This is a genomic window from Streptomyces ferrugineus (assembly GCF_015160855.1).
Classification (GTDB): domain Bacteria; phylum Actinomycetota; class Actinomycetes; order Streptomycetales; family Streptomycetaceae; genus Streptomyces; species Streptomyces ferrugineus.
Window position 1 is genome coordinate 4,740,441 of sequence record NZ_CP063373.1, and the last position, 19,297, is coordinate 4,759,737.

The window sequence follows — 19,297 nt, forward strand, 5'->3', positions numbered from 1 at the left end:
TCTTGGACACCGACAAGGCCCCGGCGGTGCACTCGTGAGCATGACCGAAGAAGCCGGCAGTCACACCGGGCACCGCCTCGCGATCGCCGAGTCCGTCCTCGCCCCACACACCCTGGGACCGCCCCAGCACCGCCACGCCCGACACGACGAGGGCTTCTACATCCTTTCCGGCGCTGCGACGCCACCGCGGGCACGCTCGTGATGGTTCCGCCCGGTACCTCGCACACCTTCGCCAACCTGACCGACCAACCCGCCGTCATGCTCAGCACCTTCACCCCCGACCTGTACGTGCGGTACTTCCGAGCCCTTCAGGACGTGCTCGCCGACGGCCGGCGGCTGACGCCACAGGCCAACATCGACACGATGAACCGCTACGCGACCGAGCCGTGGCGCTTCCGCCCTTCGGCTGAAGGGGAATCATGAACATCGCCTATTGGATCATCGCGGGACTGCTCGCCCTCTTCTACTTCTACGCGGGCGCGATGAAGATGTTCCGCAGCCGCGATCAACTCCGACCGATGATGGCCTGGGTCGACCGCACGCCGTTGCCCGTCGTGAGAGCGCTGGGTGCGGTCGAAATGCTCGGCTCGACCGGACTGATCCTGCCGCCGCTGACCGGCATCGCTCCCTCGCTGGCGCCGGCCGCGGCCATCGGCTTCGTTCTCCTGCAGATCGGTGCGGTCGCCGTCCACCTGGCCGGCGAAGACCGCCGGATCGCACTCAACCTCGGGCTCATCGCCACCGCGGCCGTGACCATCTGGCTGGCCACCGGGCTGTGACCGAGCGCAGTCACCCGGACGCCCCTGACGTCGGCTTCGAGGCCGTCGAGTCGGCTGGTCATCTCTGGGTCGCATTCGTTGGCGGACGGTGACCACAAAATCAATTCTTGACCTTGCCCAAAGGTGAAGGCCGACACTGCCTGTGGCGACCAAGCTGTCGAGCTGAGCGCCTGGCTCTGACTGAATCCGGATGCGAGGACCCGCATGGATGACGACGCTCTTCTGGCAGAGCAGATGGCCTACTACAGGGCCGGCGCGGCCGAATACGACCGGCCCTATGCGGAGTACGAAGACCTGCGGAGGCTGCTGGCTGTCGTCGATGACCTCCCGATTGCCGGGGATGTGCTGGAGTTGGCCTGCGGAACGGGCCAGTGGACCCCTCTACTCGCCGCGCGGGCGCGGTCAGTGACGGCTGTCGACGCGGCTGCGGAAGTGTTGGCCCTCGCTCGCGCGCGCACCGCATCCCCCACCGTGCAATTCCTTGAGGCGGACCTGTTCGCGTGGCAGCCGCCACGACGCTACGACACCGTGTTCTTCGCCTTCTGGCTCTCCCATGTCCCGCCGACGCGGTTGCCCGACTTCTGGAACTCCGTCGCCGCCGCGCTCGCGCCGGGCGGCAAAGCGATCTTCATCGACGACGGCCCCGCCGCAGCCGCGCAGGAGGAAGTCCTCGCGAACCAGCCGGCCCCGGCGGCGCTGCGCCGCCTCGATGACGGCAGCCAGTACCGCATCGTGAAGGTATTCCACGATGCCCAGACCCTCACTGACGACCTCACAGCGTTGGGGTGGTCGGTCGACATCCGGCCCAGGGGCGGGAACTTCATCGGCATTGCAGAACCGCCGACCACCCCAGGCCAAGAAGCGGCTCGGCCCGAGGCTGGGTGGTCTGTCGGTGGAGGCTGCTGAGGCGTGTTTCAGAAGAGCAGGTCTCGCACCAGGTCGAAATCGATGTTCTCCGGTCTACGGAAACGCAGACAGCCCTTGCCCATGTCCTGTCCGGCCAGCCGCTCCTCGAACTCGTCCCGGACATCGCCGCGCATGAGGTAGAAGGAGATGTACTGCTCCTGGCTAAAGCGTGTTGCAGAACGCTGTGATCAGGCAGGCTGAACTGGGCGTTTGTCGCGTCTGGTCACGCGGTGAGGGCGAGGTTGTGCATGCGGGCGACGGCCTGAACGGCGTGATGGAGGCCGTCGCCGCGCTGCCGGCAGTCACGCAGGATCTTGTAATTCTTCATCCGTCCGATCACATGCTCCACACGGGCGCGGACCTTGCGGTGCTCCGCGTTGTCCTCCTCTTCGCCCTTGAGTAGCGGCCGTCCGGGGCGTTTGCGGTGCGGGACGATCAGGCCGGTGTTGAGATAAGCGCCGTCGCCGAGCACCGTCACGCCTTCGCAGTGCTCGGCCAGTCCGGAGCGCCGCCAGGCGTGCGCGTCCGCGGTGGTGCCCGGCAGCGGACGGGCCGCGGCCACCACGAGCCGGGTGTCTGCGTCCACGATGACCTGCACGTTTGCTGAGAAACGGTAGTTACGCGAGGAGGCACCCACACCTCGGTCACGGACCGGGATGAGGGTGCCGTCCACGATCCACAACCGCTCGACTGCCTCCTGCGGGGCACGTACCGGCTCGAGCGCGAGCAGCGGCCCCAGCCGCTGGATCACCCGGCACACGGTCGCCGGGGAGATGCCGAACAGCGGGGCGAGCTGCCGCATCGTGAGGTTCGTGCGGTAGTAGACAGCCACCAGCAGCACCCGCTCGGCCAGCGGAAGCCGCCACGGACGACCCCACCCGCACCCCTCACCACCACGTTCCCGAACCGCCCTTAGCAGCCGCCCGAACTGCTCAGCCCGCAGACCGGTGAACGTCTCCACCCAGACCGGCTCAGCCCTCAACACCCCACCCATGCAAGGGAAATGCCCTGATCACAGCGTTCTGCAACACGCTTTAAGGGCTGTCCCGCAAGTGTCGGATGAGTCGACAGTCTTCCAGGCTCGCGGCGAGGATGGGGGGCGTCGTCGATCCGTTTTAGCTCTTGCTAAGGGGCAGCTCGTGAGCCTGTCGTATCGAGCGCGTGTGGCTGCGCTTCTGGGGGACTCTCCGCTGACCTCGGAGGCTGTCATCACGGAAGTGCGCGACTTGCTCTCGCATGGCGAGGAGGCATTGGCGTTCGACACAATGTGCTCGTGGATCTATGAGGACGCCCTGCCCCTCACCCGGCAGTACCACGCTCGACTGGTGGCGCTGGCCACCGAGATGGGGACCCCGACGTCCGTGCAACGCCTCGACGAGCTGTTGGTCGACTGATATCAGCCTCTCGGTGATCTTGTTGAGGGATGATCCTGTCCGTGGCTGGTGTGATTACGGCGTCGGAGCCGTCCTGGACAGCCCCGTTCACCGGGCTGAGCCCGCGGCAGTTCGGCAGGCTGCTCGCCGCGTTGCGGCGCGAGGGTGAGGACCCGGTTCGTAAGGGCCGGCCGTGGAGCCTGCCGCTGGAGGACCGAGTGCTGCTGGTCGCGGCATACTGGCGGACAAACCTGACGCTGCGGCAGCTTGCGCCGCTGTTCGGGGTGTCGAAGTCCGCGGCCGACCGCATCATCGACCACCTCGGGCCCTTACTCGCGCTCCAGCCCCGCAAGCGGTTCCGTAAGGACACGGTGCTGATCGTGGACGGCACCCTGGTCCCCACCCGCGATCACAGCATTGCCGAGCAGTCCAAGAACTACCGGTACTCGACCAACCACCAGGTCGTCATCGACGCCGACACCTGCCTGATCGTCGTGGTCGGCCGGCCGGTCGTGGGCAACCGCAACGACTGCAAGGCGTGGGAGCTGTCCGGCGCGAAGTCCGCCGTCGGCCGCACCACCGTGATCGGCGATGGCGGCTACCGAGGGACCGGTCTGGTCATCCCGCACCGCCGTGAGCGCGGCCAGGCTGAACTGCCGGTCTGGAAAGAGGAACACAATGCCTCCCACCGCAAGGTCCGCGCCCGCGTCGAGCACGTCTTCGCCCGCATGAAGAACTGGAAGATCCTCCGCGACTGCCGACTGAAGGGTGACGGCGTCCACCACGCAATGCTCGGCATCGCCCGCCTACACAACCTCTCGCTCGCGGGGTGACACGGAAACAAGCAGGTCACCCAGCGCGGTAGAGGTCATTTACGGGACAACGCTTAAAGCGTGTTGCAGAACGCTGTGATCAGGCAGGCTGAACTGGGCGTTTGTCGCGTCTGGTCACGCGGTGAGGGCGAGGTTGTGCATGCGGGCGACGGCCTGAACGGCGTGATGGAGGCCGTCGCCGCGCTGCCGGCAGTCACGCAGGATCTTGTAATTCTTCATCCGTCCGATCACATGCTCCACACGGGCGCGGACCTTGCGGTGCTCCGCGTTGTCCTCCTCTTCGCCCTTGAGTAGCGGCCGTCCGGGGCGTTTGCGGTGCGGGACGATCAGGCCGGTGTTGAGATAAGCGCCGTCGCCGAGCACCGTCACGCCTTCGCAGTGCTCGGCCAGTCCGGAGCGCCGCCAGGCGTGCGCGTCCGCGGTGGTGCCCGGCAGCGGACGGGCCGCGGCCACCACGAGCCGGGTGTCTGCGTCCACGATGACCTGCACGTTTGCTGAGAAACGGTAGTTACGCGAGGAGGCACCCACACCTCGGTCACGGACCGGGATGAGGGTGCCGTCCACGATCCACAACCGCTCGACTGCCTCCTGCGGGGCACGTACCGGCTCGAGCGCGAGCAGCGGCCCCAGCCGCTGGATCACCCGGCACACGGTCGCCGGGGAGATGCCGAACAGCGGGGCGAGCTGCCGCATCGTGAGGTTCGTGCGGTAGTAGACAGCCACCAGCAGCACCCGCTCGGCCAGCGGAAGCCGCCACGGACGACCCCACCCGCACCCCTCACCACCACGTTCCCGAACCGCCCTTAGCAGCCGCCCGAACTGCTCAGCCCGCAGACCGGTGAACGTCTCCACCCAGACCGGCTCAGCCCTCAACACCCCACCCATGCAAGGGAAATGCCCTGATCACAGCGTTCTGCAACACGCTTTAGCGAAGGCGATCTCCGCGGAGCCGGCCCGCTCATACGCGGGCATGCCATACGCCATGACCTCGTCGACTCCCTCGAGTTCCGTCCGCGATCCTATTCCGGCCTGGCAACGGTGATCTTTTCAAACAGGGCACCGGTTTCCGCCGTGGCCTGCCCTTGATTTCCTCACAAACGAAGTCGGAAGTCGGTGACATGCGGGCGCCGAATCTCGTGCTGATTAGGTGCCGGGAAAACACGCACGTGGGCTGCGTTCTGGCGTTCCTTCTGCCCGCGTGACCTGCCAGCTCGGCCAGAGGATATCCTCCTTGCCACTCGTCCAACCGAGGCTTTCGGTGGCCCTGGGATGCGCGGAGGCCTGATGGAACGACGCCAGCTTGAATACTTCATCGCGGTGGTCGAGCACGGCGGTTTCACGGCCGCGGCCACCGCGCTCCACGTCGCCCAGCCATCGCTGTCCCATGCGATCCGTACTCTGGAGCGCGAATTCGGGGGGAAGCTCTTCCACCGCCTCCCGCACGGTGTCGCTCTCACCGCGGCCGGCGAGGCGCTGGTCCGGCCGGCACAGCAGGTTCTGCGTGATCTGTCCACGGCTCGTTCGCTGGTCAGGGAAGTCCTCGGGCTCAGCGGCGGCCGGCTCGACATCGTCTCCCAGACGACCCTCTCGGTCGACCCGCTCGCCGGGATGCTGGGCCGCTTTCACCGCTTGCACCCGAAGGTCTCCATACGCGTCGTCGATCCGGAACAGGGCCCTGCCGTGGCGCACATGGTCGCGGCCGGCCAGTGCGAGCTCGGCCTGGTGGACGCCTCCGTGCCCACCGCGGACCTGCGCGGTATCGATCTGCCGGAACAGGAGATGCACGTCGTGCTGCCCCCGGACCACCCGAGCGTGCCGGGTGACACCATCACCTCGCGTGAACTGGCCGCACTGGATCTGATCGTGACACCACCGGGCACCGAGACCCGGGCGGCGGTGGACGAAGTGTGCACCGCGCTGGGTGTCGTACCGCGCATCACGGTGGAGACGGCACACCGCGCGATGATCGTCCCGCTGGTCCTCTCCGGTGTCGGCGCCGCACTGCTGCCGGCCTCCATGGCCCGGGACGCCGCGCTGCGCGGGGCCAGGATGCTGTCCCCCCGGCCGCGGCTGCTGCGTCACGGCCGGCTGGTCTGGCGATCCGGCCCGCTGTCGCCCGCCGCCGAGGCCTTCGTGGCCCTGGCGTCCTCACCCGAGCAGGACTCATCCCTGCAGGTATAGAAGTTTTCTACCGCCGTCATTCAAAACCGGTTCGCAGAAATCCAGGGCGTCTTGTTGACCGTTCTCGGTGGCGGCTGCCACTTTGACTGCGTTGCAGACAGGGTATTCCGGTCGCTGATGCTCGGCTGTATTTCGCCGGTGATTCTGTCGTGTTGCGAGGGCGTGATATTTCCCCCAGCGGGCACCGAATCGGAGAAATGCATGACTGAGTTCGACGCCGGACGCCACATACTTCCGCGGCCCGACACCCGTCGACCCCAGACGACCGCGCTGGACGTCCACGACCAGGAGACCCCCTTCACTCCGATCGGCCCGGTGCCTCCGCCCGAGGGCGCCCCGAACGTGGTGATCGTGCTGGTCGACGACCTCGGGTTCGGTACCTCCAGCGCGTTCGGCGGACCGTGCGACATGCCGGCCGCGGACCGGCTCGCGGCACACGGGCTGCGCTACACCCGCTTTCACGTCACGGCCCTGTGCTCCCCGACCCGGCAGGCCCTGCTGACCGGCCGCAACCACCACTCCGTCGGCATGGGCGGCACCACCGAGATGACCACCGCGGCCCCCGGGTACAACGGGTTCCGGCCCCGCAGCGCGGCGACCATGGCCCAGATCCTGCAGGGCAACGGCTACAGCACGGCCGCCTTCGGCAAGTGGCACCAGACCCCGCCCCGCGAGATCAGCGCGGTCGGACCGTTCGACCGCTGGCCCACGGGGGAGGGGTTCGACACCTTCTACGGGTTCATGGGCGCCGAGATGAACCACTGGTACCCGCTGCTCTACCAGGGCACCACTCCCGTCGAGCCGGACCGTCGGCCCGAGGACGGCTACCACCTGTCCGAGGACCTCGTCGACCATGCCATCGACTGGGTGCGCACCCAGCGCACACTGACCCCGGACCGGCCGTTCTTCACCTACCTCGCGCTGGGCGCCGCGCACGCGCCGCTGCACGTCGCCCCCGAATGGCAGGAGAAGTACCGCGGACGGTTCGACGACGGCTGGGACCGCCGGCGCGAGGTGACCCTGGAGCGGCAGAAGGAACTCGGTGTCGTACCCCCGGAGACGGAACTCGCACCGTGGGCCGAGGGCGTACCCCACTGGGACGAACTCACCGACAATCAGCGCCGGTTGTCGGCCAGGTTCATGGAGACGTTCGCCGCGTTCACCGAACACGCCGACGCGCAGGTCGGCAGGTTCGTCGACGCGCTGGCGGAACTCGGCGAGCTGGACAACACCCTCTTCCTCTACATCCTGGGCGACAACGGCGCCTCGGGCGAGGGCGGCATCGAAGGGACGATCGTCGAGCACCGGCTGGGGCACGGCGTGGTGGACGACCCGGACGAGATGATCGACCACATCGACGAGATCGGCGGCCCGCTCAGCTACCCGATCGCCCCGGCGGGATGGGCGCTGGCACTGAACACCCCCTACCAGTGGACCAAGCAGGTGGCCTCGCACTTCGGCGGCACCCGGGACGGCATGATCCTGCACTGGCCGCGCGGAGTCACCGAGCGCGGCGGGCTGCGCCACCAGTTCTCGCACGTCATCGACGTCCTGCCGACCATTCTGGACTGTGCGGGGATCCCGCAGCCGTTCAGCGTGGACGGGGTGCCGCAGCAGCCCATCGAGGGCGCCAGCATGCAACCCACCCTCGCCGACCCCCAGGCGCCGGAACATCGTCGTACCCAGTACTTCGAGATGTGCGGCAACCGGGGCATCTACCACGACGGCTGGATGGCGGTCACCCGGCACGGCATCCCCTGGGAGATGGTGCCGGACAAGGAGCGGAGATTCGCCGACGACGTCTGGGAGCTCTACGACCTGAGCAAGGACTGGAGTCAGGCGCACGACCTCGCCGCCGAACACCCCGAGAAGCTGCGCCAGTTGCAGGACCTGTTCCTGATCGAGGCATCGAAGCACCAGGTCTTCCCCCTGGACGACCGGGTCACCGAGCGGGAGAACCCGGCCGTGGCAGGCCGCATCGATCTCCTCGGCGACCGCACCTCCGTCACCTACCGCGCCGGAATGCGCCGCTTCACGGAGGAGACCACCCCCAACGTCAAGAACCGCTCCCACAGCATCACCGCCGACCTCGAACTGCCTCAGACGGCGGCCGAGGGCGTGATCATCGCGCAGGGCGGCCGATTCGGCGGCTGGACCCTGTACTTCACCGAGGGCAGGCCGGCCTACGCCTACAACTACTTCGGAATGCACCTGTACACGGTGCGCGGCAACGAGCCCCTGGCACCGGGACGGCACGAGATCCGGCTCGAGTTCGACTACGACGGCGGAGGACTCGGCAAGGGCGGCACCGCCACGCTCCTGGTGGACGGAGAGAAGCACGCGACCGGACGCGTCGGCCAGACCATCCCGTACTACTTCTCCTTCGACGAGACACTCGACGTCGGCGTGGACCTGAGCACACCGGTGACCGACGACTACCCCGTCCTCGACAACGAGTTCACCGGGACCATCCACACGGTGCGCATCGACCTGGCCGCCCAGAACACCGAATCGTCCGAGTACGACGGCGGACTGCACCGGCGCGTCATGGGGGCACAGTGAACTGCTGCGCACCGTCCGGCGGCCGGAGTCAGGAGCGGCCGGCGGCACTCGGACCGTCCGAAGTCCGGTCGGCGGCCACCGAGGGCATGGTGGCCGTCCCCGCCGGCGATTTCCTCATGGGCAGCGAGGACGCACTCGCCTACCCGGCCGACGGGGAGGGCCCGGTGCGCACGGTGCACGTCGCCGCCTTCTGGATCGACGCCTGCGTGGTGTCCAACGCCCAGTTCGCGCGCTTCGCCGCCGACACCGGATACCGCACCTCGGCCGAGCGAATCGGTTGGTCGTTCGTCTTCGCGGGGCTGCTCCCGGACGACTTCCCACCCACCAGAGCGGTGGCGGCCGCGCCCTGGTGGCGGCAGGTCGAGGGCGCCGACTGGCGCCACCCCGACGGACCGCAGTCCACCTGGGAGGACCGGGCGGACCATCCAGTCGTCCACGTCGACTGGGACGACGCCCAGGCCTACTGCGCCTGGGCCGGCAAGCGCCTGCCCACCGAGGCGGAATGGGAACGCGCCGCCCGGGGAGGGCTGCACGCCAAGGTGTTCCCCTGGGGCGACGAGCTCGAGCCGGGCCGCCGTCCCCGGATGAACGTGTGGCAGGGCGACTTCCCGAACCGGCACCCCACGGCCGACGGCTGGTACGGCACCTGCCCGGTCGACGCCTACGAGCCCAACGGCTTCGGCCTGTACAACGCCACCGGCAACGTCTGGGAGTGGTGCGAGGACCTCTTCTCTCCCTCTCCCGCCGGACAGGAGCGCGTCGCCAAGGGCGGTTCCTACCTCTGCCACGCCTCCTACTGCCGCCGCTACCGGGTCGCCGCACGACAGGGCCTCTTCCCGGACTCGGCCACCGGCAACGTGGGGTTCCGGTGCGCCCTGGACATGACCTGACCCCTCGTCACACCCCACTACTCGTACAACAGTCCGACACTTCGGCACTGGCACAAGGAGCAGAACCGTGACTCCGCCAACGCGTAGACGCGCGGGTTTCCCGCATCAGTGGCCAAGCACCGCAGCAGGGAACCGGCCCGGCCCTGTGCAGGACGTTCTGGATGACGCGGTTTTCGTTCGCGCCGTCTCCGTATCGGGCGTCCACCGGGATCACGCGGCGAGCGGCACTCTCAGCCTTCTGCGCGAGTATTCCGAGGAACTGTCCCCAGCCCACGTCGAGAGCACTGCGGTTGAGCCCGGCCTTCACACGCCGGGAGAGCGCCTGGAAAGCCTTGTTCAGCCGACGCGACGTCGCCTGCCGGGAAGAGAACGTGCGGTGATCGGCGAAAACGACACGGCGCCGACCGATGTGGCGACGTACGACGACGACCACAAGGCCGGCATCCGTGACATCAGGTGCTCGAACTCCGAGCGCCGGTTCTGTTCGTCCCATCATTCTGCGAGGTCGTACACCCCGCTGGACCACCGGCTGACCTTCCTGGTCACAGCCACACGAGCACTCTACACACGCCGCACATCGAGCGCGGCAGGAAGGCGGTACAGGTGAACAGCGCAGATCGGGGACCCGAGTTGAGGTCAGCACGACGAGGTACGCAATGGCGTTCCGGCGCGGCGGGGGTGGCCGTACTCGGTCTCACCCTGACCGCCTGCGGCGGGGCGAAGATCGGCGAGGACTCCGCCGGGGCGGACGCCGGCCCGGGCAAGTGCGGCTCGTTCAACCTCGCGGTCAGCCCGTGGGTGGGCTACGAGGCCAACGCGGCGGTCATCAAGTACGTCGCGGAGAAGGAACTCGGCTGCAAGGTCGTCACGAAGGATCTGAAGGCGGAGATCGGCTGGCAGGGCTTCGAGACGGGCGAGGTCGACGCCATCGTGGAGAACTGGGGCCACGACGACCTGAAGAAGAAGTACATCGACCAGCAGAAGATCGCCGTGAACCTCGGCTCGACCGGCAACAAGGGAATCATCGGCTGGTACATCCCCCCGTGGATCGCGAAGAAGCACCCGGACATCACCGACTGGAAGAACCTCAACAAGTACGCCGCCAACTTCAAGACCTCTGAGTCGGGCGGCAAGGGTCAGCTCCTCGACGGCGACCCGTCGTACCAGACCAACGACGAGGCGCTGGTGCAGAACCTGAAACTGGACTTCAAAGTGGTGTACGCGGGGAGCGAGACCGCGCTGATCCAGGCCTTCCGGGACGCCGAGAAGAACAAGAAGTGGGTCATCGGCTACTTCTACGAGCCCCAGTGGTTCTTGTCCGAGGTACCGCTGGACAAGATCGACCTGCCCAAACACACGGAGGGCTGCGACGCCGATCCGGCGAAGGTCGCCTGCGACTATCCCGTGTTCGACCTCGACAAGATCGTCAGCACGAAGTTCGCCAAGTCGGGCAGCCCGGCCTACGACCTGGTGAAGAACTTCAAGTGGACCAACGAGGACCAGAACACCGTCGCAAGATACATCGCACTCGAGAAGATGCAACCGGAGGCAGCGGCGAAGAAGTGGGTCGAGGCGAACCCCGACAAGGTCAAGGCCTGGCTCGGTGGTTGAGAATCGATGAGTCTTCGGCTGCAGTGCCAGTCGCCGATCAGGAAGAACTGGAGCAGGTGCCGAAACAGCGGCCGCTCTGTCCCGCTCCTTTTGTAGAGAGGGAGGGATACGCACGTATTCGGGGGCTTCGCCGAGCCGCTGTCTGGTCCCGGGCGACCGCCGCGGAGCCGGGATGGCGGCCCGTGTCCCGAAAGCGCTGGCGACATCCTGACGGCAGGACACCGCGTCCCGGCATCCGAAGTGAGCGGGAGCCCGATACGACCACGGCTGTCCCCTCCGCCCGGCGCCCCAACGGCCTGGTGAGCAGCGATCGCCGGCCCCAGCCCGACTCCCGCGGCAGTCGCCGTACCCCGTCCGGGAGTGACGCGCCGCCCCTGGTCAGCCAGTCGAGCGGGGCGGAGTGCCTGAGCGGGGCCGGACCGTGGCCGTCTCCGGTTCCACGCACGTCCGGGCCGGACGTCGAGACCGGCGAGCTCGTGGCCCTCGACGCGCAGGTGGCGCATGCGGGCCGTGATCGCTTCGGGCCGGGCCCGGACACCACGTCGATGTCCGCGCTCTGCGCGGCCGGCGCCGCCCGGTTCAACTGCTGGACGGCGAACTCGTTGAGCTGCTCCTCCAGCGGGTCGGCCTTGGGATACATCACGGCCGTGACCTCGGTGATCTTGCCGTCCTTCAAAAGGATCTGGACCGGGCCCGATATCGTCTGGACTGAGTGACCGGTGACGGTCCTCGTGCCCGTCGTGGTCGATACATTGCCCGGGCTCGTGGATGCGCTCGGCCCGCCCGAGCCACCACATCCGCTCGAGCGGCCGGACCCGCCGGGCGCGCCGTCACTGCTGGACGGGACAGGCGCGGCCACGGTGACCTGGGGCGGCGCGCGGCACGAAGCGCCGACAAGAGTCGTCCCGGTGTCCAAAAGCTGCCTCATGCGGATCTAGCCTTCGGTGCGCCGGCCGTCGCACCCGCCCGGGCGATGCCCTGGCGGGTCTGACGTCGCCCTGGTTCACAAGATCAATGCTCGTGCCGAGCGACGGGGAGAGCGGCGACTGACTGCGGAGCTGAAGTAAATGCGGGGCAGGGGGCATGGGCATCCCTTTCCTCCCGCCGTCTTCCGGTCGTCACTCGGAGGCCCCACCCGCCTCGCAGGGCGGCCCCGGCTCCAGAGCACCGCGGCTGATGCTGCTGCCAGCTTTGCGATGGTCGAGAAATGGAGCTCACGTGAGGGCACAGCGACGTCTGACGTTGGCATGTGGGTTCACCGGTGCTCGGTGGCGAGCCTCACGGATGACGCGGTCGGCGGTTTCCTCGGGTGTGAGGGCCGCGGTGTCGAACCACCAGCCGACACCACCGAGTTCGCGTTTCATGTCGGCATCGAGATCTTCATAGCCGTCGAAGTCGAATCGCTCCACTGGGTCACGGATGGTGTTTCGGTACCGACAGGCCTCGATACCCGGTGCGAGAACGACGAACTGGACCTGCCGATCCGGAAGGAGGGACACGAAGAGGTCCAACTGCTCGCGGTCGGGGATCACCCAGTCGATCACGGGCGTGAAGCCGGCGTCGGAGAAGTTGTTCGCCAGCATGCACAGATTGCGGTTGCACAGCTCCACCTGCCGCGCCGCCTCGTCGGCAGGCGCTCGGCGACGAGTCTGGTCACCGTCGACTTCCCGGCCCCGGGCATGCCCGTTTGTTCTCGGGTGATCCATTCCGCTTGAGCGGAGCTGCCGATGCTGCTCCTCCGCAGTCGCCGGGCCGATGCGGACTTCCACGACGGCAGGCGGCGCCACCGCCCCAGTTCCCGCAAGGACCTATGCAAGAGGCCACTTGGACAGGGAAAACGCAACTTCGACATGGGCCGTAGAGGCAGCTACCTTCACCTGGTCTTTGGCGGTCGCCCACGGTCGCACGGGGGTTCCTTCAGGCTGAGCCACCCGTGACGGGATGGGTCCACACCAGGCACCCCCAACCAGGGAGAGACGCATGCCCCATCTTGCTCTGTACACGTTCGGCGTCCTGAAGTCGCCTCTCGCCGATCCCGCACGTCTTACCCGGGAGTTCCACGAGAGCGGTGACGCCGTCTACCGGGAGATCGGCCAGCACCCCGGATACATCGCTCGTGCTGAAGCGGCAGATCACAGCCTGGGCGCACGGACGGATTTCGACTCGGACTGGGGTGAGTGGGGAGAGTTTGCTGTTCCGGCCTGGTACGGGAAAGGCCGCACGGCGGAAACCGTCGCCCTGGCCGCGACCCTCTCACTCTGGACCGACCTGCGATCCGCCTTCGACTCCGTCTACACCGGTCTGCACCGCGCGGCGCTCAACAGGCGTTACGACTGGTTCGAGAGGACGGGCCACCCGGGTCATGTGTTCTGGTGGGTCACCGACGGCACGATACCCACCTGGCAGGACGGGGTTGCCAGGCTGGAACACCTCCACGACCACGGCTCGGCGCCGTACGCCTTCACCTTCCACCACTCGTTCGATCCGGGCGGAACACCTGAATGACGGCGGACATCAGTGATCGAACGCGGTCAGGGCGAGGGTGCGCTGCATAGCGCCCGCCCGGTGAGCCGAAGCGGGGTACCGCGCTTTCATCGCAGTGTGATCCGGGCGGCGACCGGCAGATGGTCGCTGCCGGTGGCGGGCAGCGTGCGGATGTCGGCCACGGCTGCTGAGCGGGCCATGACCTGGTCGATCCGGGCCAGCGGAAAGCCGGCGGGGAAGCTGAAGGCGAAGCCTCGCCGCGCCACGTTCATCCGTGAGGTCAGCGGGGCCAGCCCGCGGTCGTCGACCGTGCCGTTGAGGTCGCCCAGCAGGACCACCGTTTTGAGCTGCTCGGCGGCGAGGGCCTTGCCCAGCAGGCCGGCGCTCTCGTCGCGCCAGGATGATGCGAGGCCGCTCGCCCGGATGCGGACCGAGGGCAGGTGTGCGACGTACGCCGCGATCTCGCCGCGCGGCGTGTGGACCACGGTCCGCATGCCGCGACTCCAGGGCACCGCAATTCCCTGCGGCTTGATGTCCAGCAGCCGGGCATCGGTGAGCGGATGCTTCGACCACAGTCCGACGGTGCCCCGGACCGCGTGGTACGGGTAGTCGGAGGCGAGAGCCCTCTCGTAGGCCGACAGCGCCGGGGGCACCAGCTCCTGCAGTGCGATGAGATCGGGCCCGGCGCCCGCCAGGGCGCGGGCCGTGCCCACCGGGTCGGTGTTCTCGTCGCTGACGTTGTGCTGCACCACGACCAGGTCGTGCGGGCCGGACTTCGCCCCGGGCAGGAGCAGCCCGCCGAAGAGGTACGTCCAGGCCGCCACCGGCAGGAGCAGGGCCACCAGGGCGGCGGCTGAACGGCGCAGCAGGGCCAGACCGAGCAGTACTACGACCACCAGGCCAAGCCAGGGCAGGAACGCCTCCAGCAGACTGCCCAGGCGGCCCGCGGAGTTGGGCACCGCCCGATGGAACGCCAGCAGCGCGGCCGTCAGCACCGCGAACGCGGCGGGCACCCGCCCCCGCGTCCAGACCCACCGGCGCCCTGCATCGCCCCTTCTGCCGTCGTCCGGAACCCACTGCCCGGGCCGGCGCCGCGCCCACCGGGACACTGCTGCCTGCACCGTCGACATCACACCGCTGTCCGCCCGATCCACCTGGCTTCCCATCCGCTCGGCTCGCTACCCAAGACGAATCGCCAGGTGAATCAGTTTCCGCTCGCCGTCAGCCACCCTCTCCTGGGAGTCGAGGGCGAGAAGCAGCGTGCCGATCCGACAGCAACCAGCGTGCCACGGCGGCACAGGATGTCCCCATCCCGGGCCTGTGGTAATTCGCTTGAACCACGGACGGGCGGACGTGGCAGGCTTGCGCGGTGATTGTCGAGCTGGCCCCCCGATTTCTGACCTGGGACGATGTGGATCCCGCCCGTCATCCCTTCGACAGCGCGTCGGCACCGCAGGTGGTGCGCTCGCTCGGTCCCGCCCGGCGGGTTCCCCGCCGCCCGGACGTCGCCTTCGGTGACCCGGCGATGAGTGCCTGGAGCTGGGACGAGGGCCAGCCGTGGGCCGACGCCATGTCGCACGCCCTCGCCGAGCACTATGGCCGCTGGACCGTGGGCTGGCGCTGGTCGCACGACGAAGGGGACTTCGACGGGGGACCGGTCGGGAACTGGTGCTGCCCGCGTGACTCGATCACCACGCCGGAGGAGACGCTTGCCCGTGTCGTCGCGGCGCTGTGCGAGTGGCGCGAGTGGCTGGAGAGTCTCGCCGGGTGGTTCCAGACGTACCCGCTGGTCCTGGCCGACGTCCAGGACCAGCGGATCCTGTGGGAGCGGGCGGCCCAGAACCTGATCCTGCACGTGACCGACCGCACCGGCTGCGGCAGCGGCTGGCACGGACACTGCCATCAGGTGCTCACCTGGTTCCTCAGCCACTGGGGCCTCGCACCCGACCTGGCACAGGAGTTGGTCGAGCAGGCGATCGGCGGGCGGTTCGAGAGCTGGACCGGCCCCGACCCGGTGCTGGTCGAGGATGTCGCGGAGCAGCTCGCGCTGTCGCTGCGGCCGGACGACGGCGAACGGCCCGCCGTTCCCGTGCCGGACCACCTGGAGCGCTGGCTCGCGGTGCGCGAGACCGCGCCGTGGCAGGACGCCCCGGACGGCGGCGGGGACGGACCGGTGACCCCGTCGTGCGATGGCGCGGCAGAGGACATCCGAGCCTTCGACGGTGCCCTGGACCCCGCCCGCGCCCAGGGCCTGCTCGCCGCCCTGGAGCTGCTGCGGGCCGACGCGGCGCGTGGCGCCTTGCTCGACTTCGAGCTGCTTCGGAGTTGGCAGCGACACGTCCTGAGCACACCGCAGCCGCCGCCGTTCCGCGACCTGCCGGCCTTCGCCAAAGGAGGCCGGGAACGTTACGGCATCGGCCCGGACACCCGTGCGCGTCTGGACACCTGCCTGGCCGAGAGCGCGTACGACGCCGAGCGGCCTCTTCCCCTCACCGCCCGGGCCGCACGCGCCTACCTCGACGTCTGCTTCTTCCATCCCTTCGACGACGGCAATGCCCGGTCCGCGTTCCTGGCCCTCATCTTCGTCCTCGCCCGCGAAGGCGTCGCGCTCGACGGGGTCAGCCTGCTGCGTCGTGTCACCTTCCAGGCCGATGAGCCCCAGGACACACTGACCCTCACCCGATACATCGACTGCCACCTCGCGGAAACCCGACGCAAAGCGGCTCCATAGCGGTACGACTCCGACGTGGCTGCTGTGGGCGGAGGTTCCCTCAGACTCTGCGGGTGAGATTCAACGGGTCAGGCGTGCCTGCTCGCCGTTCACGAGCTGGGTCCCGAGCGGGGTGGGGAAGTGGTGGGCGTTGGTACCGGTCCGGTGGGTGGTGATGAGTCCGGCGTTACGCAGCACCGCGGTGTGGTGGGAGACGGTCGCCGGGGAGATGCCGGTGCGGTGGGCGAGGTCGGTGGTGGTGATGCCGTGCCCGAGGGCGATGGCGTGCAGCACGGTCGCGCGGCTGTGGCCCAGAAGCGCCGTCAGGCCAGTGCGGCGGGGCTCCGGAGCCGCGTCGGACGCTGGGGTCCAGATCGTGTCATGGGAGACGGGGAACGCCAGGACGGGTGGTTCGGGGGAGGGAGTGACGACGGGCGTGTGACCACAGAACAGGGACGGGATCAGGCGTAGGCCCCGCCCTTCCAGATGGAGGTCCGCATCGAGGTCGGGACGGGCGAGTTCGAGTACGGGGGGAGTCCAGCGGATGGTGGGGTGCAGGCGGGAGAGCATCGCGTCCAGTCCCTCGGTCAGCAGTGCGCGTACGGCGGACAATCGGGCCGCCTCGGCTTGGGCGTGCAGGTGCCGTTGCAGGGGGGCGATCGCCGTCCGGTGCCAATCACGCAGGGCGTGGCCGACGGTCTCCAGAGCTCGTGGGGAGCCGTCGGCGAGCGAACTGGCCCATGTCGGCAGCGGTTTGCTCGTGAAGTCGGCGAGTTCTTCCAGGTCGCTGCGCAGGGTGGATCTCGGTGTGTGCAGCAGCGCGTCCAGGTCGGCGTCGACATCGGTGGTGATCATCGGGGTCAGGAAGTCCGGACAGCCCCCACGGGACGGCACCAGCGAGCCGAGGACATGCGCGGAGTGGGGGATCTGTTGACGCACCCAGCGCTGCCATGGCCCGAACACAGCGCCCGGCCTGCGCCGTTGCAGAACTCGCAGGCTGATCACTGCCTCGTGCAGCGGGTCGGGCCCCTCCCCGAGGGACACCCGCAGCAGATCGTCACGAGTGAAATGAATGCGGAACGCCACACCTTCCCCTCTCCGAAGCCGTCGACGCAAGGATCAGGCGAGCAGGATTCTGGCCACGGTACCCCTGGTCCAGAGTCACGCGGCTGGGCCTCACACGCCCATCTGACGCATCCATGGAAAAGGGTTTGAGCGAGCCGGCGCCGCGTTGCTACGGTCCTGATGGACCGTGAAGTCGTCGTATGGAGGTGAGACCCGTGAACGCTGTTACCCGTGGGTGCTCCCTCAACCCGTCACGGTCCGGCGGCTGACGTTCGGGGTCGCCAGGAGCGCCTGAGATCGAGGCACTCCTGGAAGGGAGACTCCGATGAACACGAAGCCTTTCACATCCGGCCTGGGCCAGAACGCGGTGATGGTCACACGCGTCGCGGACAGGCAATGGCAAGCACTGGATGACGACTTGGTCGTCGGCCGCGGGCATGCGGAGCAGCGGCCCGACGGACGCCTGTTCGTCAGCATCGACGCCTGGCACGACGCGGCCTTCGACCGGCTCGCCGAGGCGATGCCGGCGGAACTGCCGGCGCCGCTGTACACGGTGGTCGACGAAGCCGACGTCGAGCTGACGGCCTGCTGGAGGCGGGCCGGTTTCACGGTCCGACGCCGTGAATGGGAGTGCGTCGTGCCGACCGACCCGCGGGTCACAGGGCTCGGCGAAGTCCTGCCGCCTTCGGGCGTGACGATCGTCCCCGCCGGTCAGGCGGACGAGGGCCTGCTGCGGGCGGTGGACCGCGCGATCCGTGACGAAGTCGAGGCGACCGTCGGGTGGCGGTCGATGCCCGCGGAGGTGATTCCCTTCCCCGAGGGCGACACCATCGTCGACCCGTCGCAGTACGCGGTGGCGGCGGCGCCGGACCGCTACCTGGGGCTGATCCGGGTGGTGACGGTGAACCGGCCGCGCATCGGGCTGGTCGCGGTCCGGGTCGGCGAACAGCGCCGCGGCATCGCGCGGGCGCTGCTGGCCCACGCGCTGGGGACGCTGTACCGCTCCGGGTTCGCCGAGGCCTGGGCCGAAGTCCAAGAGTCCAATCGAGCGGCCTCGGCGCTGTTCGATGGCATCGGCGCCCGGCCGATGAGCAGCAACCTGGAGCTGGTGCGATGACGAAGCACAAGAACGTCATCGAAGTCGAGGGCAAGGTCGTCGAGTGCCTGCGCAGCGCCATGTTCACCGTGGAGCTCGAGAACGGCCACCAGGTGCTCGCGCACGTCAGCGGGAAGATCCGCAAGAACTACATCAAGATCTTGCTGGATGACCGGGTGCTGGTGGAGCTCCCGCCGTACGACTTGACGCGCGGCCGGATCGTGTTCCGGTACCGGACCTGACGGCGGCCGGCACCAGCAGGTCCGGCCCGAGCCGAACCCCGCCCCAGGGAACGTGTCGGCGCGCTGGAAGGTCTCGCTGACGACGCCCTACCGGACCGGACGCGGGCAGACTTCCACGGGCAGGGACCGCACACCGGCCCCTGCCCGTTCGGCTTCGGCGCCGGTTCTCAGCCGTGGGCGGGCCGCGGGTGTGGAACCCGTCCAGGACGACCTGGACGGCGCGTTCCCGTTGGGCGCGTGCGAACAGCGGCTCGGCGATCGCGTAGAGCGCGTCCCGGCACGGCTGGTACGCCGTCGACTCAGGGGTGAGGACCGTGGTGAGCACGTGCTTGGTGCCCAGGTGGGTGACGAACTGCCGCATCCAGGCGACCAGCGCATCCCAGGCATCGGGCTCGTCGACATATCGGCCCGTCCAACGTGACGCTCGACCAACTGTGCGCCGCCCAGACCATGGCACAGATCGCCGCGGTCACCGCCCACTACAACATCAGCGCCCGCACCGGCGCCGAGCTGCTGCGGGCCACCGAAGAGAGCGGGTCGACCCGATCGCCCGTCGGCACGGCGC

19 protein-coding genes and 3 pseudogenes are annotated in these 19,297 nt (G+C 68.5%); 15 read left to right on the plus strand and 7 right to left on the minus strand.

Going from position 1 to position 19,297, the window contains the following annotated elements; genetic code table 11:
• Nucleotides 1-40: 40 nt before the first annotated feature.
• The 3 genes and pseudogenes from IM697_RS21635 to IM697_RS21645 all read left to right on the plus strand — a co-directional run bounded on the left by IM697_RS21635 (nt 41) and on the right by IM697_RS21645 (nt 1,685).
• A pseudogene (locus IM697_RS21635) lies at nt 41-423 on the plus strand (cupin domain-containing protein).
• Entirely contained in the window at nt 420-779 is a 360-nt protein-coding gene (locus IM697_RS21640; RefSeq protein WP_194049346.1) for a DoxX family protein, read from the plus strand. Before IM697_RS21635 ends, IM697_RS21640 begins: the two are co-directional and overlap by 4 nt.
• A 204-nt stretch (nt 780-983) precedes the next feature.
• Nucleotides 984-1,685 (plus strand): class I SAM-dependent methyltransferase, encoded by a 702-nt coding sequence (locus IM697_RS21645; protein WP_194049347.1) that lies wholly within the window; start codon nt 984-986, stop codon nt 1,683-1,685.
• Between the two features lie 8 nt (nt 1,686-1,693).
• On the opposite strand, the pseudogene IM697_RS21650 reads toward IM697_RS21645, so the two are convergent.
• Nucleotides 1,694-1,849, minus strand: a pseudogene (locus tag IM697_RS21650) (DUF1801 domain-containing protein); the annotation flags it as partial.
• Nucleotides 1,850-1,908: 59 nt separating this feature from the next.
• A complete protein-coding gene (locus IM697_RS21655; RefSeq protein ID WP_194038123.1) occupies nt 1,909-2,679 on the minus strand; it encodes a transposase family protein in 771 nt (256 codons plus the stop codon).
• Between IM697_RS21655 and IM697_RS21660 the strand changes: the two genes are divergently transcribed.
• Entirely contained in the window at nt 2,678-3,079 is a 402-nt protein-coding gene (locus IM697_RS21660) for a MafI family immunity protein (RefSeq protein ID WP_194049349.1), read from the plus strand. The two genes, IM697_RS21655 and IM697_RS21660, sit on opposite strands and share 2 nt — an antisense overlap.
• 41 nt (nt 3,080-3,120) lie before the next feature.
• Nucleotides 3,121-3,891 (plus strand): transposase, encoded by a 771-nt coding sequence (locus IM697_RS21665; protein ID WP_194049350.1) that lies wholly within the window; start codon nt 3,121-3,123, stop codon nt 3,889-3,891.
• Nucleotides 3,892-4,005: 114 nt separating this feature from the next.
• Here IM697_RS21665 and IM697_RS21670 read toward each other — a convergent pair whose 3' ends face one another.
• Nucleotides 4,006-4,776 (minus strand): transposase family protein, encoded by a 771-nt coding sequence (locus IM697_RS21670; protein WP_194038123.1) that lies wholly within the window; start codon nt 4,774-4,776, stop codon nt 4,006-4,008.
• Between the two features lie 42 nt (nt 4,777-4,818).
• Nucleotides 4,819-4,914 (minus strand): annotated as a pseudogene (locus tag IM697_RS44715) (DUF1801 domain-containing protein); the annotation flags it as partial.
• 261 nt (nt 4,915-5,175) lie between these two features.
• On the opposite strand from IM697_RS44715, the gene IM697_RS21675 reads away from it, so the two are divergent.
• The 6 genes from IM697_RS21675 to IM697_RS21700 all read left to right on the plus strand — a co-directional run bounded on the left by IM697_RS21675 (nt 5,176) and on the right by IM697_RS21700 (nt 11,851).
• Nucleotides 5,176-6,072, plus strand: a complete 897-nt coding sequence (locus IM697_RS21675) for a LysR family transcriptional regulator (RefSeq protein ID WP_194049351.1) — start codon at nt 5,176-5,178, stop codon at nt 6,070-6,072.
• A 201-nt stretch (nt 6,073-6,273) separates the two neighbouring features.
• Nucleotides 6,274-8,634, plus strand: a complete 2,361-nt coding sequence (locus IM697_RS21680; RefSeq protein ID WP_194049352.1) for an arylsulfatase — start codon at nt 6,274-6,276, stop codon at nt 8,632-8,634.
• Between the two features lie 116 nt (nt 8,635-8,750).
• On the plus strand, nt 8,751-9,524 hold the full coding sequence (locus IM697_RS21685; RefSeq protein ID WP_322734567.1) for a formylglycine-generating enzyme family protein: 774 nt from the start codon (nt 8,751-8,753) through the stop codon (nt 9,522-9,524).
• A gap of 145 nt (nt 9,525-9,669) precedes the next feature.
• The gene (locus IM697_RS45925; RefSeq protein ID WP_194049353.1) at nt 9,670-10,131 is read left to right on the plus strand and encodes a hypothetical protein; all 462 of its coding nucleotides are present in this window, start codon (nt 9,670-9,672) and stop codon (nt 10,129-10,131) included.
• A 71-nt stretch (nt 10,132-10,202) separates the two neighbouring features.
• On the plus strand, nt 10,203-11,135 hold the full coding sequence (locus IM697_RS21695) for an ABC transporter substrate-binding protein (RefSeq protein ID WP_228044813.1): 933 nt from the start codon (nt 10,203-10,205) through the stop codon (nt 11,133-11,135).
• A gap of 476 nt (nt 11,136-11,611) precedes the next feature.
• On the plus strand, nt 11,612-11,851 hold the full coding sequence (locus IM697_RS21700; RefSeq protein ID WP_194049355.1) for a hypothetical protein: 240 nt from the start codon (nt 11,612-11,614) through the stop codon (nt 11,849-11,851).
• A gap of 498 nt (nt 11,852-12,349) precedes the next feature.
• On the opposite strand, the gene IM697_RS21705 is transcribed toward IM697_RS21700, so the two are convergent.
• Complete coding sequence (locus IM697_RS21705) at nt 12,350-12,904, minus strand: phosphotransferase (protein WP_228044820.1); 555 nt, start codon at nt 12,902-12,904, stop codon at nt 12,350-12,352.
• A 211-nt stretch (nt 12,905-13,115) separates the two neighbouring features.
• Here IM697_RS21705 and IM697_RS21710 point away from each other — a divergent pair, with 211 nt between their 5' ends.
• Nucleotides 13,116-13,640: a DUF3291 domain-containing protein gene (locus tag IM697_RS21710; protein WP_194049356.1), complete on the plus strand. Its 525-nt coding sequence runs from the start codon at nt 13,116-13,118 to the stop codon at nt 13,638-13,640.
• A gap of 86 nt (nt 13,641-13,726) precedes the next feature.
• Here IM697_RS21710 and IM697_RS21715 read toward each other — a convergent pair whose 3' ends face one another.
• Nucleotides 13,727-14,632, minus strand: a complete 906-nt coding sequence (locus IM697_RS21715) for an endonuclease/exonuclease/phosphatase family protein (RefSeq protein ID WP_228044822.1) — start codon at nt 14,630-14,632, stop codon at nt 13,727-13,729.
• A 356-nt stretch (nt 14,633-14,988) separates the two neighbouring features.
• Between IM697_RS21715 and IM697_RS21720 the strand changes: the two genes are divergently transcribed.
• Nucleotides 14,989-16,350 (plus strand): Fic family protein, encoded by a 1,362-nt coding sequence (locus IM697_RS21720; RefSeq protein WP_194049358.1) that lies wholly within the window; start codon nt 14,989-14,991, stop codon nt 16,348-16,350.
• A 60-nt stretch (nt 16,351-16,410) separates the two neighbouring features.
• Here the strand turns inward: IM697_RS21720 and IM697_RS21725 are convergent, their stop codons facing one another.
• Nucleotides 16,411-17,415, minus strand: a complete 1,005-nt coding sequence (locus IM697_RS21725; protein WP_194049359.1) for an ArsR/SmtB family transcription factor — start codon at nt 17,413-17,415, stop codon at nt 16,411-16,413.
• A 304-nt stretch (nt 17,416-17,719) separates the two neighbouring features.
• Between IM697_RS21725 and IM697_RS21730 the strand changes: the two genes are divergently transcribed.
• The gene (locus IM697_RS21730) at nt 17,720-18,511 is read left to right on the plus strand and encodes a GNAT family N-acetyltransferase (protein WP_194049360.1); all 792 of its coding nucleotides are present in this window, start codon (nt 17,720-17,722) and stop codon (nt 18,509-18,511) included.
• Nucleotides 18,508-18,732, plus strand: coding sequence for a translation initiation factor IF-1 (gene infA, locus IM697_RS21735; RefSeq protein ID WP_194049361.1), 225 nt, complete (start codon nt 18,508-18,510; stop codon nt 18,730-18,732). The genes IM697_RS21730 and infA overlap by 4 nt, the downstream gene beginning before the upstream one ends.
• Nucleotides 18,733-19,297 lie beyond the last annotated feature (565 nt).

What these genes read in the sequence shown, in the direction of transcription:
- IM697_RS21640 (WP_194049346.1), top strand. Translation starts at nt 420, where the DNA reads ATGAACATCGCCTATTGGATCATCGCGGGACTGCTCGCCCTCTTCTAC.
- IM697_RS21645 (WP_194049347.1), top strand. Translation starts at nt 984, where the DNA reads ATGGATGACGACGCTCTTCTGGCAGAGCAGATGGCCTACTACAGGGCC.
- IM697_RS21660 (WP_194049349.1), top strand. Translation starts at nt 2,678, where the DNA reads ATGCAAGGGAAATGCCCTGATCACAGCGTTCTGCAACACGCTTTAAGG.
- IM697_RS21655 (WP_194038123.1), bottom strand. Translation starts at nt 2,679, where the DNA reads ATGGGTGGGGTGTTGAGGGCTGAGCCGGTCTGGGTGGAGACGTTCACC.
- IM697_RS21670 (WP_194038123.1), bottom strand. Translation starts at nt 4,776, where the DNA reads ATGGGTGGGGTGTTGAGGGCTGAGCCGGTCTGGGTGGAGACGTTCACC.
- IM697_RS21675 (WP_194049351.1), top strand. Translation starts at nt 5,176, where the DNA reads ATGGAACGACGCCAGCTTGAATACTTCATCGCGGTGGTCGAGCACGGC.
- IM697_RS21680 (WP_194049352.1), top strand. Translation starts at nt 6,274, where the DNA reads ATGACTGAGTTCGACGCCGGACGCCACATACTTCCGCGGCCCGACACC.
- IM697_RS21685 (WP_322734567.1), top strand. Translation starts at nt 8,751, where the DNA reads ATGGGCAGCGAGGACGCACTCGCCTACCCGGCCGACGGGGAGGGCCCG.
- IM697_RS21710 (WP_194049356.1), top strand. Translation starts at nt 13,116, where the DNA reads ATGCCCCATCTTGCTCTGTACACGTTCGGCGTCCTGAAGTCGCCTCTC.
- IM697_RS21730 (WP_194049360.1), top strand. Translation starts at nt 17,720, where the DNA reads ATGAACACGAAGCCTTTCACATCCGGCCTGGGCCAGAACGCGGTGATG.
- infA (WP_194049361.1), top strand. Translation starts at nt 18,508, where the DNA reads ATGACGAAGCACAAGAACGTCATCGAAGTCGAGGGCAAGGTCGTCGAG.